Raw genomic sequence first — 13427 nt, 5'->3', positions numbered from 1 at the left:
GCTCCATCCTCCTGTCGGTTTGTTGGCTAACCCTCGCTGTGGACAAGTCCCAGCTCCTGATAGAGTGTCCGCTCCAGATAATCATGCAGATAGAAACGCGATGTGACGAAATGCTCAGCCATATCCGGGGGCTGGTATTGCATAAGTGCCTCCAGCATCCGGGGCCGGACGTCTTCGCGTCCGTTATGGTTACGTGTGTAATTGTTCAGCAGAGAGCGCCATTCCGCGCTGTCGCCGGGGTACAGCTCCCAGCGGTAGGCATACTTGTGGATTGCCCTGGAACGGTCGGTCGCCACCTCAAAATCATGCATAATTGCGATTAGCTCGGCGTAATCCTTATTCCTCTGGACATTATCAAGCAGCTTCCAGATGATATCGTAGTAATCCTCCAACAGGTAATTGCCAAGCTGTGCATGGCCTGTCTCGGGTGAGATACCATGGAACAGCTCCAGGAAGCGGTCGATGAACGTATCGGCATCCGCACGCCGGTTCCAGGCGAGATCGGCATGAAGGAGCATCGGGTACCAGGTGGTCTCGAACACGCCATAAGGAACGCCAAGGCTGAAGGGACCCGTCCAGTTCGTTGCCACCATACAGCGGATATCCAATTGCTCTGCGGTCTCTGCCCACTGCAGCAGATTGTCGGTCCGGTTATCAATCACCGGGTAGTTCTGATGCTCCGCCCAGTCGAAGCTGCGGACCGCAGGAGCACCCATCACCTCAATGCCAAGCGCTCTGAACTTATGGGTCAGGGAAGTGACTTCATGTTTGATGTTGCGGCCGTTATAGATCCAGATCATCGCTGCGCTGCGCGGATCAAGCTTCGCCAGCTCTGCGGGCGGGTATTTGTCCAGCATGTCATGCCAGAAGATCGGCTGCCGTCCCCGGCTGGCCGTGAATTCGATCAGACGATTCAGGAAGGAGATGAAGGCACGCTCTCGCACACCGTCGAACTCCTTGCTGCACACTTCACATTCACACAGGCTGTACACCTCGTCACAGCCGAGATGGATGTAACGCGATCCGGGATGGGCGTCCATCATCTCCGCAAGCAGGCCGGTAATCAGCTCATATGTCTGCGGATGGGATGGGCAGATCTCGCCTGTAGACTCTTCGGTCTCCCGCAGATGCTTCCAGGCATCATGGCGGAGCACATACTCCAGATGGCCGAAGCTCTGCTGCAGCGGGATAATCTCGATATAATGCTCATGGGCCGCAGCCTGGAGCGCCTCCAGCTGTTCCCGGCTAAGCGCATGCTGCGGATGGGCGAATTCCCGGTACGTGCTGAACGGGAATTTGTCCTCGTATTCAATGAGCACCGCATTTGTCTTATAGCGTGAGAAATCAGCCAGATATAGGGTCAGCCGCTCCGGCTTCGAGAAGGTCTGTCGCAGATCGAAATTCATCACCCTAAGCTCCGTATCGGGCCAATCCGTAATGGACACCGCCGGAATATCGCTATCACCGTGCAGGCTCTGCAATTGCAGCAGCGTCTGCAAGCCGTAATAGAGCCCTGGAGCGTCCAGTGCGCGGATGATCACACCGCTTGCGCTAACCTCCAGCCAGTAGCCTTCCGTCCGGCCCTTCAGCGCGGACAGGTCCGCCTCATTAAGATCAGGAGCTGAAGTCCTGACGTTATTCCATCCGGCTTCTCCAGGCGCTGCCCATGCGGCATCCTGCCCGGAAGCTCCGGGTTCAGTGTGCGCCGAAGTGATCCCAGTGCTCCCAGTACTCTCAGTGCTCTCAGTACTCTCAGTACTCTCAGTACTCCCAATGCTCTCAGTTTCCTTACTTTCTGCAAACCCCTCAATCAGCAGCGAGTATCCCTCACCTGCTTCCGGAGCGGCAGAGGTGACTTCCCGGCCGGGAAAAGCCCGCCGGCAATGAAGCACCAGCCGGGGGTCATCCACTTCCATGACCAGCCGCAGACGGACTTCCCCGCCTGCCCGCCATGGTTCCTTCTCTGTCATCCTTATCTGCTTCGGCTCGGGTATTAAGCTAAGCATCGCTCTCTCTCCTCCTAGTACCTCGTCTGGTTAAATTTATGGATCGGATCAATAAGGCGAAGCTACCGCGTCGCTCACAGTCCGAATGTAGTCGGTTTTTCGATTACATTGGGCCTACGCGTCGCTCACAGTCCGAATGTAATCGGTTTTTCGATTACAATCGGCCTATGCGCCGCCCACGGTCTGATTGTAATCGGTTTTCCGATTACATTGGGCCTACGCGCTGCTCACAGTCTGATTGTAATCGGTTTTCCGATTACAATGGGCTACCGCGCCGCCTAATGCTTCTCGGCCGCTGCAAGCCGGCCGTTCTTCCATACCGCTTGGATCTCCAGGTCTCCACCGCCGCCCTTGCGGAAGCCGATCAGATCCGCAGGCCTGCCTGCGGTAAGTCCGGCAGCCTGCGGAAGGCCCAGCAGCCGGGCCGGATGAAGCGAAGCGCAATCGAGCGCGTCCGCAAGCGGCACCAGCCCGGCCCGGGCCAGGTAGGCCACCTGGTCCGCCAGCATCATGGCCGAACCGGCCAGCAGCCGCGGATGGCCGGCCAGATGCAGCCGCCCTTCCGGCGTCAGCACCACGTCGCCGCCGATATGCAGCCGGTAAGCCCCCGGTGCCATGCCGCTCAGCGAGACGGCATCGCTGACGAGAATCGCCCGGCTCTGCTTGACCCGCAGAATCACCTTCAGCAGCGCATCCGGCAGGTGGCAGCCGTCGGCAATTATGCAGCCGTACAGCTCATCGGCAGCCAACTGCTCCCACAGATAGTGGGGATGGCGCGGGAGTGTAAGGTGTGTTCCGTTGCCCAGATGAGTGGACATCACCGCGCCTGCAGCCACCGCTTCCCGGATCTGCTCCGGCGACGCGGCCGTGTGCCCAATGGATACCCGGACGCCGGTGGCGCTGCACTGGGAGATGAAGGCTGCGGCCCCCGGCCATTCGGGTGACACAGTGATAATCCGGATCAGCCCCTCCGCCGCTTCCTGCCAGCGACAGAAGGCTTCCCAGTCAGGCGGGCAGATATGCTCCAGGGGATGCGCCCCGCGCGGACCATCCTCCGGCGACAGGAAAGGCCCCTCCAGATGGATGCCTGCGATCAGCCCGGCGATATCCGGCTGTGTCCGCACGGTTTCAGCAATCGCGGACGCCGCCAGGGTAAGCTGGTCCGGCCCATTGGTTATAAGGGTCGGGCAATACGAGGTGACTCCCCGGGCCAGCAGGCGGCGTGAGAGTCCGGCTACAGTCTCCGGTACAAGCGGCAGCGTATTGAAGTCCAGGCCCCAGCCGCCGTTCACCTGCAAATCGACCAGCCCCGGCGCAAGCCAGGGCCAATCTGCCATATGCGGGTTCTCGGCCAGCGTATGAACCGCTTCAATAACTCCACCGTTAACGTGGACCTCAAGCGGCAGGCCGGTTCTGTAATGTCTTCCCGAAATCACACCGTTCATGAGCTGAAGGCATCCCGGTCCGTGAACAGCGTAATGGCGGGATGTGTCCGCAGTACGCTCGCCGGACACGCGGTACTTATCGGACCATGAAGCGCAGCCTGAAGCGCGGCCCTCTTAGCCAAGCCGGGAACAATGGCGAACAGATGGCGGCCTGCCATCAGGGCAGGCACGGTCAGCGTCAGCGCATGGGTAGGTACATCGTCCAGGCTGGCGAAGCAGCCGTCATTTACCTGCTGTGTCCGGCAGGCTTCGTCTAATTCGACCGCCTTAACAACAAGCGGATCGGCGAAATCGGCTACAGGCGGATCATTGAACGCAATATGCCCGTTCTCCCCGATGCCGAGACAGACGATATCAATAGGCGCTTCATTCAGCAGCGCTGCGTATCTCTGGCACTCCTCTTCAATATTGCCCGACCGGCCTAGCAGCTCGATCCGTCCGGGATTAACTCTGCTGAACAACCGTTCCAGCAGGTAGTTGCCGAAGCGCTGGGGGGCGTCTTCCGGCAGGCCGATATATTCATCCATATGAAAAGCGTGTACCCGGGACCAGTCAATCCCCTGTTCCTTCACCAGCCCTTCATACAACTCATTCTGTGACGGAGCCGCTGCAAATACGATACGGACCGGAGTCGTGGACTGCTTCTGCAAGTCTCTGATGCTACGCCCGACCGCTCCTGCGGCCGCTGCTCCCATCTGGCTGCGCTCGTTATAGACGAGAACACGAATACGCTCTACTAAATGCTCCTCTGCCGGAATGAACCTCTCTTCCATGATGAGCCCTCCTCCTTATGGGGGCGGAAAGACCGCCCCCTCTCTTTTACATTCCGCTATTAACCAACAAATAAGGCTTGTTATCCGAATTCTCTGAACTGGCCAGCGTTACAACGATTCCCGATGTATTAGGATCACTCCACTGGAAGGTTGGTGTAAGCCCCGCTGCCGTTGCCGTAAGCACATAAGAAGTTACATCCGCACTGTACAACCCAGCCCCGGTGACCCGGACCGTTCCGAGGTTAGTTCCGCCGCTGACGGGACGGTTATTCCACGTAATGCCGTTCTCGGTCCACTGCGCTCCAGTGTACCCTTTCAGTGCAAGGGTAACCGGAGAAGCCGGGGCAGCAGTGACATACACGTTCATAGTTACGGTCTGCACCGCTGTCCCGGAGAGATTCAGTTCAGCCTTCATGAAGGCGATGCGGTCCCCTCCGCCCTGTGCATTCGGCAGATCGGCAATCTCCAGCACAGGCTCCTGCCCGAAATTAACGGAGGGCTGATGCTCATGGACATAAGCATCCATGGTCACCGGAACCACCGGATCTGCCAGAGCACTTTTCTCGATACGCAGCAGATACAGATCCACGGTTCCATCCTTGTGATAGACTAAGACCGGCACATCAGCAGGCTCTGACCCGATCGTAACGGACGCGGCCGTTCCCGATGCCACAGTCATCCCGTTAATCCGTACTGCATCCGATGCCTTGGCGGTAACCGGGGTGATCTGTAACGAAGATACATTGCTGTTGACTGTTACGGTATAGGCCTTGTCACCCGCCGCGAAAGGCTTGTCCCACACTCCTGCCGATAACGTTAATCCGCTAAGCCCGCCATGCGGCAGCAGCGCCGTGGTGTGCGGCAGGTCATGGGCGCTGGCGTAGTAATAACCGGGAGCCTGAACTCTTCTCGGCTCGAACCCGGCTTGACGGCCGGTCGGAATCGCCTCCGAGGTGAAGGCTGCCCGTCCATCCGCGCCCGTAACTGCCGCTGCATAACGGCCCGCCGAATACGTGAAGCGGCCTTCTATTGCAGCTCCTGTAAGCACTTCCCCTGTGGCATAATCGCGCACCTTCATCGAAGCTGCCGCAGCGGTACCAGTGTAGGAGAGCTGCATATCCGTCACAATCAACGGCTTAAGCGCCGTACTGCCGGTGACAGCAGACACTTCACCGGATAACGGGCCGATATTGCCCGCCAGATCGCGGGCAGCCACCCGGTAATAGTAGGTGGTGTCCGGGAGCAGTCCCTTGTCCTGATAATTCAGGCTCCGGGCAAGTCCGGCGATATCCGCCGAGGTTGGCGTGAAGCCGGGGACCGTACTGCGGTAGATAACGTAGCGGTCTACCTCTAAATTGTCAGTAGCCATTCCGTAATTCAGTCTTATGCTCTGATAGTCACTGGCAACAGCGGTTGGCGTACCCGCAGGGGCGGACGGGGCTTCATGATCTTCCGGTGCTGTCCAGAAAACGCCGCCCGGTCCCCAATACGAAGGCAGGGCCCGGTAGGAATCATAGTGATGGACAGCGATTCCGCCGAAGGCGCTGCTCAGCCCGGAAGCGGCATAGACCTTGTCCAGCTCGGCTTCCATATGCGTGAGCCCTTCTTCCAGGAAGGTGATCGTCTCCGGGTCGCCGCTGTTGGCAATATCCAGCGTCTCCACTCCAATGACTACAGAATTCGGCTTGCCGATGGCTTCGGCATAGGCCAGCTCACCGGCAGCTCCGGCAATGATACCGGCCGTTCCGTCTGCGGAATCCCGGTAATCCATGATGGAGATATAATCAGAGATATCCTGGATATGCTCGGACAGCCATTTCGTTGTGCCGTTCCACTGGATATTCGCCCCCTGCTCAGAGGAGTCATACCATTTAGGCACAGCCGGGCCAAAGGGCAGCCGGATACCGGCTGTATCCCGGCGGTCAATCATTTTACGCAGGCCATCCAGGTATTCCTTTTGCAGAAATTTGCTTGGATCTTTGAAGTCCGGGGATATATACGGCTCGATGTCCACATTGATTCCATCGAACTTCTCATCTTCGGCCGCTGCAAGATTGTAGTTGATAATCTGCTCGATCTCACGGATGGCATGACTATGATAGCGCTCGTATGCGCCCATATAAGCCGGGGAGGTTCCGCCCGCCACAAGGGCATGAACATTTAAGTTCCGCTCATGCGCCCAGCGCATGAAGGATCGCAGCTCATCCTCCTGCTCCTCCAGCGCCCGGTAGCCGGCGTAGTTGCCCACGGCCAGATACAGGGTCGTGACCGGCTCTGAACCGAAGGTCGTGGTATCCGTAACGAAGGACTCCAGTACTTCGCGCGAGCCTGGATTCAGCAGCAGCTTATAGCTCTCCGGCTCCCAGATCCACATCGCCCGGTCCTGATCCGGCAGGGGAATTGCCGGATCGTGGGTACCGGCACCGACCTGCGCATAGACGGTCGGACTGTAGCCGTAACGTCCCGGCGCATTCGCGGCCCGGGCCTCCAGGCTGACCGTGCGGTCGCCGATGCCCGCCGTATTCCAGGCATATACATATTCCGTGCCGTTATACGCAGCCTGTTGCCAAGGGCCCCGGTTCACCCGGACCTGCACGGCGGAGACCGGCGTAGCCGATTCTGCCTGAACGGTGACCGTCACCAATCCGGTCACAGCAATCCCTTCATCCGGACCCGTAATCGTCACCACTGGTGCAACGCCTGCTGGGTTGTTCACCTCAAGGGTGACAGACGGACTCCACACCCCGTAGCGGGTGGTGGTATCCAGCCCGCGGGCCACCAGCTCCACCGGACCGTTATACCGGGAGGTGTCGAGCGTATAAGACCAGCTGCCGCTGTCATCCCCGTCCGGGTCATCCAGCAGCGCCTCGAACTGTGCCGTCCCGTTCGCATACAGCCGGACATCATACAGTCCGGTATAGGTGCCGCTGACTTCAACCGGCCCGCCGGAGGAAGCGTATCCCCCAGGCGGTTCATCCAGTGTAATGGTGCCTGCGGCCCGGGCTGTGCCCGGGACCGCCACTGCTGAGAGTACAACAATCAGACCTAACACCGATAGAATCCATCCAAACGGGTTACCAGAGCCCTGCAGCCATTGCTTCATAAGCGGCGCCTCCTTATAATGGTCAAGCGAATACCCTGAATGCCTTGCCTGTGCTTCAGCGGTTCTGTCCTGCAATTACTTGCTGCTTAATTGAATATTCTGAACGCGGTCATACGCCTCCTTGTAAGTCGAGAGCAGCTTGTCGACGCCCAGATTATTGATCTCCTCAACATATTTATCCCAGTCCGCCAGCTTGCGGGAGCCGGTCACGAACTTGGCGAAGCTCTCATCGCGGTGCTTCTTGATCGCCTGTCCGGTGATCGAGATGACTTCATTCTCCTTCTCGGTGAAGGCCGGACGCGGCTGCATGTTGGCCGGATCATACTTGACAGCCTCTTCATAAGCATGCTTCAGGTCAGCCGAGAACAGGGACAGATGGGCATTGAAGTCAATCCACGTATACGTTCCGCTGGTCTGAAGTCCCGTCTGCTTCCGCATTTCAATCACATCGGTGAATTCCGGCTTGAACTTGATCGTCTCGCCTTCCTTCACATACGTCTCGCCTTCCACACCCCAGCTGCTGAGCGTCCGGCCTTCTTCCGAATAGAAAAAGTCCATATAACTCATGATATCTTCGATATTCTTGGAGGTTGAAGCTACCGTCAGGCCACCCTCCATGTAATGGAAGTAAGGGTTCAGCTGCTTGCCGCCTTCAAGCCCTGCGGGAGGAGCCATGAACTGCATATTGAATTCCGGATTCTCCTTGCGCATCGCATTATTGAAGAAGTCCACCCGGCTGATATAATCCACGGTTACAAAAGATTTGCCGGTGGACACCATGTCCTGCCACTGCTTGGTTTGCAGCGAGAGGAAGTCCGGCGGAATCAGCCCTTCGTCATAGAACTGCTTCCACATGCCGACCATTTCCTTGTAGCTGTCCTCTGTCGGCCCATAGCGCCATTCTTTTGCATCGAAATCGTAGTAAGCCCCTTCGCCTGTCCTATAGTTAACCGTCATATTCGCATTCATCTCATCCGGGATCTGGCCGTAACGGACCGACAGCGGGTAACTGTCCGGGTATTTCGCCTTGAGCGTCTTCAGAGCCGTATGCAGCTCATCATAGGTAGCGGGAGCCTTAATCCCTTCTTTGTCAAAAACATCCTGGCGGTACATCCAGATCATCCGGTTCGTCTCTCCGAAGCCCTGGTTCGGGAACATGTACATTTTGCCGTCAGCGGAGAGTGCGGCTTTCGCCTCATCCGGGTATTGCTTCATCCAGGCGGTCAGATTCGGCAGCTTGTCCATGTACTCCATCAGGTCTACGAGTGCCCCCTGCTGGCCGAACTTGTTCGATTCCTTGCGGTTGGGCATATACATCAGATCCGGCAGCGCATTGGAGGCCACCGCCAGGTTCAGCGCTTCAGCCAGCTTCCCGGATGGGGTCTGCACCTCCAGGGTGGCGCCGGTCTGGTCCTTGATCCAGCCCCACACCGGCCAGTCCTTGGAATACGGAAAGGTTGGGTTGTTGTCCAGGAGTGCGGTGAAGGTATGTGCCTGCTTCGCTCCCGCAGTGGCGGCCCCAGCTTCTCCGCCCGGTGCAGCCGTGGCAGCAGGTGAGGCATTATTGTTATTGCCCCCGCTGCAGCCGCTCACCAGTATTGCCGCTGCCGCGAGGGGCAGCATTACAGACTTCCATTTGTTCATTCTTCATCTCTCCCTTAAGTAGTAGTTATGGTTCAGGGCCGGATCAGCCCTTCACTGCACCGATCATGGCGCCTTTGACAAAATACTTCTGAACAAACGGATATACCGTGAGGATCGGCAGCGTAGAGACCATAATCGTTGCATATTTAAGCGACTCTTCAACCACCTGATTGTCTCCTCCGATGCCGGTTACATCCCCGGAGCTTGCGCTTCCTGCCAGCACCAGATTTCGGAGCAGCACCTGAAGCGGGAACAGGTCCGGGGTGCGCAGATACAGGAGCGGATAAATGAAGTTATTCCACATGCCCACCGCATAAAATAAAGCAATAGTAGCGAAGGAAGCCTTCGACAGCGGAATGATAATACGCATGAATATCCCGATATCATTCAATCCGTCCATTCGCCCGGATTCCTCCAGCTCCTTGGGAATGCCGGAGAAGAAGGTCCGCATCAGAATCAGATTCCAGGTGCTGACCGCGCCCGGCAGCACCATGCCCCACACAGTATCCACCATATCCAGGGAGCGGACCACAAGGAAGGTCGGGATCATCCCGCCGCTGAAGAACATCGTGACGACGATCAGCATGGTGAAGGTCCTGCGCAGCGCCATATCCCGGCGGGAGAGCGCATAGGCTCCGGTAGACGTAACCACCAGCGAGATCAGCGTGCCGAGCACGGTGTAGATCAGCGTGTTTTTATAGGCCGTCCAGATCTTCGGGTCTCCCAGCACCAGCTCGTACATCTTCACATTGAAGCCCTTGGGCCAGAACGAAACCGTGTTCTTGATGACATTGACATCGCTGCTCAGAGACACCGCAAGCATGTGCAGGAACGGGTAGAGCGTAATTATCACAACCACCAGCAGAAAGAACGTGCTGATCACATTAAACCAGGAAATTCTCGGTGATCTCATCACCACACCCCTCCTCTACCATAGACTTGTCTCACTGACACGGCGGCTGATGTAATTGGCGCTATAGATGAAGATCAGGCTGATAATGCCCATGAACAGGTCAATGGAGGCACCGTAGCTGAAGTTCCCCTGCTCCATCCCGACCCGGTACACATACGTGCTGATGATGTCGGCCGTATCGTAGATCGCCGGGTTTTGCATGAGGAACACCTTCTCGAAGCCAATCTCCAGCACCTTGCCGATATTCAGAATCAGCGTGATGACAATCGCCGGTGAGATGCCGGGCAGTGTGACATGCCATATTTTGCGCATCCGGCTGGCCCCGTCCATGTCGGCTGCTTCATAGAGCTGCGGATCGATTGCCGTCAATGCCGCCAGATAGATGATGGTCTCCCAGCCGATATGCTGCCAGATCTCCGACAGGACATAGATACCCCGGAACATTCCCGGCTCATTCATGAAGTTAACCGGTCCAATCCCGAAGGTGCCCAGCAGATTGTTAATCAGGCCGCCGGTCGGTGACAGGAACATAATAACCATGCTCGCCACAATGACATTTGAGATGAAATGCGGCAGATAGCTGACGGTCTGCACGAATTTTTTGAACGCGGCCTTACGGACTTCATTCAGCAGAATCGCCAGGATCACCGGAGCCGGGAAACCGAACACCAGCTTGTATAGGCCCAGGAGCAGAGTATTCTTCATCAGCGGCCAAAAGTCAGGATTCTCAAAAAACATCCGGTAATACTTGAACCCCACCCAGTCACTGGCCCAGATTCCTTTAAACAGATTATAATCCTTAAACGTAATGACGAGGCCGAACATCGGTGCATAGCGGAAAATCAGATAGTACAGCAGGCACGGCAGGAACAGCAGCCATAGTGTTTTGTTATGGTTCCAGGTCCGCAGCAGACGCCCTTGACGCCGGTAAGGATCTTTCAATTCCTCTCGCAAATTGTCAGGTACTACACTCGTTTGAGCCATAGGCATTCCCCTCTTGTTCTTAATGATGCAGCTCACTTAATGTCAGCTAACTTCCCCTCTGCTTCCGGGGTTTGTCTCCGAATTATAGCGGCATTGCTTTGGGAAGCGCTATCAGCATGTTATATAACTTTTCTTCCGATCTGCATATTTCCCGGTTAAGGTGTATAAATCGGTAAAAGTGCATATTGTGCGTGTCAGCTTTGGGCCGCTATGATAGGATAAAACGACAACCAAGCGGCTGTAACTGAAGGGGGAATACCTATGAAGAGACCGCTTACCAGCCAATTTGCCCTTAGCGGCCTGTTCGTTAAGCTCATGCTCAGCTTCTTGAGCGTTATCCTGCTGCTGGCTTCATTCAATCTGTTCTCTCATCTATATCTTAGCGGGAAGGTCTATCAGGAGGTAGTCCGGCAGAACGAGCAGAGTCTGAAGCAGACGGTGGAGGGATACGAGAATCACTTCCGGCTGACCCAGAATATGATTCTGGCGCTGACCCAGTCGGATACGTGGACGGCCAACCTGGGCATTCTCAGCCATCTGAAGGAGAACCGGCGTTATGATATTCTAAATGAGGTCAAGTCGGATCTGATGACGCTGTACGGAAATCCTTTTCTGCATATTGAGAATTTCATTCTGTACTTCAAGGCGGAGGACTATGTGCTTGAGAAAGAGGGGCTGAGTACCGCGGCTGATATGTTCGGCAAGTATTATTACAGCGGGGAATATCCGGCGGACTTCTGGAGCCGCCAGTCCATGGACAACCAATATCTGAAGGTCCTCCCTGCCGCCTCCTTCACAGAGACTACGATGAACTCCTCGCGTCCGCTCGGACGGCTGATGCCGGTCATGATCAAGGCTATTCCTTACGAAGAGGTCTACGGCATTGTGATGCTGAATCCGCAGCGGCTGGAGCAGGCGTATGGTGATGCCGGGAAGAATCCCTTCTATATAATGGATGCGCAGGACCGTCTGCTCTTCTCCACCACAGAGACGGAGCTGCCAGCTCTAGAGTATGCCGTTACTGCAAACTCACATGAGCGGATCGGGGATAACTATTATTTCTATCAAAAAGGGGCACAGACCGGCTTCACCTACGTCCGGGTCACCGAGGTTGCCGCCATTGCGAGCGGGCTGCGCGGCATGCGGCTGCTGCTCGCCGTTCTGCTCGCTGCTGCGGTACTGGTCAGCCTCCTGTTCTCCCTCCTGTTCAGCTACCGGCTGAACCAGCCGCTCCAGCGCCTGATCGCCACGTTCGACCGCAAATCCGGCGGAGCTCCCGGCAAGGTGAGCAGCGTTAAGGAGTTCGCCATTATCGGCGACCGCCTGAGCTCGATCCTGGAGAACAACCGGTTCATCCAGAACGATCTGGCGCACAAGAATTCGCTGGTCCGCCAGTATGCGTATACCCATAAGGTGAAAAACATTCCGCTGGGCGCAAGCCTGAGCGAGCTGGAGGATGCGCTGCATTCCGAACGGCCGTATGCCTCCATCCTGTTCAAGCTCAGCTTCACCCGCCTGCCGGAGGAGCCGGAGCAGCATACGCTGGCCCTATGGCAGTTGATTCAGCGCCTGTTCACCGGGGAGGAATCCGAGACCGTCGCCTTGCAGCCCGAACAGGATCTGCTCTTGCTGCTGCTCTTCGATCCCGGTCCGCAGAGCAGCATTCTTCAAGTACTGGGCACGCTGCAGGAGCTGCTGGCAGAGGAGCCTTCCCTCTACCTTACGATAGCGGTCAGCCCGGTATATTCAGGGGAAACACCGTTTACGGATGTTTACCATAACTTGTCCGAGCTGCTAAAGGAACGCAGACTGAACGGGGAGACACAGATTATTGTAGAGCCGCGTGCCTCGTCGGCCAAGGCCTTTCATCTGAAGGTCACACACGGGGAAGAGCTGTATAATCTGCTGCAGTCCGGCAGCGAAGAGGCGGTCATCGGCTGGATAGACCGTCAGCTGGAGCAACTGTCGAATAAGGATGCCGCTGCGGAGGATTTCCGGGCTTTTGCTGTGGGGGTTGCAGAGCAGGCAGGCAAAACAATCCAGAAGCTCAATTTGCCGGAGCTTGAAATCGGGCTGCTTGCGGCCCTGTCCGGTGAGCCGTTGGCCGCCTTCTATTCCACACAGCAGTATAGTGAATGGCTCCGGGAGATTGTGACTCCGGTGCTTGCGGCGGTCCGCAGCGGCTCGGAGACCCGGGATCCGGTCATCAGCTTCGTGCTGGAGTACCTGGATAAGCATTACGGGGAAGACATCACTCTGAACATCGTAGCTGACAAGCTGAATCTGACCTCCGGCTATCTGTCGAGCATCTTCAAGGAGAAGACCGGTATCAACTTCAGCGAATATCTTAACAACTTACGCATCGAGCGGGCCAAGGCTCTTCTGATGAACATCGACCTGCGCATCCAAGATATCGCGCTTCAGGTCGGCTACCAGAATGTGAACTCGTTCATCCGTATGTTCAAGCGTGCCTCCGGCTTAACGCCTGGTGAGTACCGCAAGCGGGCTGCCGGGGATCTGCCGGGCCAGGCTCCGGCTTCGGGGGAGGAATGAGGAGGG

Annotated in this window: 8 protein-coding genes; 1 reads left to right on the top strand and 7 read right to left on the bottom strand. The window is 56.8% G+C overall.

The window, feature by feature from the left end:
• Positions 1-26: 26 nt before the first annotated feature.
• From NSS83_RS03130 to NSS83_RS03100, 7 genes are all read right to left on the bottom strand, one after another.
• A complete protein-coding gene (locus tag NSS83_RS03130; protein ID WP_341347639.1) occupies positions 27-2006 on the bottom strand; it encodes a family 20 glycosylhydrolase in 1980 nt (659 codons plus the stop codon).
• Between the two features lie 278 nt (positions 2007-2284).
• Positions 2285-3451, bottom strand: coding sequence for an amidohydrolase family protein (locus tag NSS83_RS03125; protein ID WP_341185789.1), 1167 nt, complete (start codon positions 3449-3451; stop codon positions 2285-2287).
• Positions 3448-4224 carry a glucosamine-6-phosphate deaminase gene (locus NSS83_RS03120; protein ID WP_341185790.1) on the bottom strand — a complete coding sequence of 259 codons (777 nt, stop codon included), beginning with the start codon at positions 4222-4224 and terminating at the stop codon, positions 3448-3450. Before NSS83_RS03120 ends, NSS83_RS03125 begins: the two co-directional genes overlap by 4 nt.
• A 46-nt stretch (positions 4225-4270) precedes the next feature.
• Positions 4271-7327 (bottom strand): DNRLRE domain-containing protein, encoded by a 3057-nt coding sequence (locus NSS83_RS03115; RefSeq protein WP_341347638.1) that lies wholly within the window; start codon positions 7325-7327, stop codon positions 4271-4273.
• A gap of 75 nt (positions 7328-7402) precedes the next feature.
• A complete protein-coding gene (locus NSS83_RS03110) occupies positions 7403-8971 on the bottom strand; it encodes an extracellular solute-binding protein (RefSeq protein ID WP_341347637.1) in 1569 nt (522 codons plus the stop codon).
• Between the two features lie 43 nt (positions 8972-9014).
• A complete protein-coding gene (locus NSS83_RS03105) occupies positions 9015-9884 on the bottom strand; it encodes a carbohydrate ABC transporter permease (RefSeq protein ID WP_341185793.1) in 870 nt (289 codons plus the stop codon).
• 15 nt (positions 9885-9899) lie between these two features.
• The gene (locus tag NSS83_RS03100) at positions 9900-10868 is read right to left on the bottom strand and encodes an ABC transporter permease subunit (RefSeq protein ID WP_341185794.1); all 969 of its coding nucleotides are present in this window, start codon (positions 10866-10868) and stop codon (positions 9900-9902) included.
• Positions 10869-11129: 261 nt separating this feature from the next.
• Between NSS83_RS03100 and NSS83_RS03095 the strand changes: the two genes are divergently transcribed.
• Positions 11130-13421: an AraC family transcriptional regulator gene (locus NSS83_RS03095; RefSeq protein WP_341347636.1), complete on the top strand. Its 2292-nt coding sequence runs from the start codon at positions 11130-11132 to the stop codon at positions 13419-13421.
• Positions 13422-13427 lie beyond the last annotated feature (6 nt).

It is taken from the genome of Paenibacillus sp. FSL H3-0469 (genome assembly GCF_038051945.1).
Classification (GTDB): domain Bacteria; phylum Bacillota; class Bacilli; order Paenibacillales; family Paenibacillaceae; genus Paenibacillus_AQ.
This window is presented reverse-complemented; position numbering and strand designations above follow the sequence as displayed.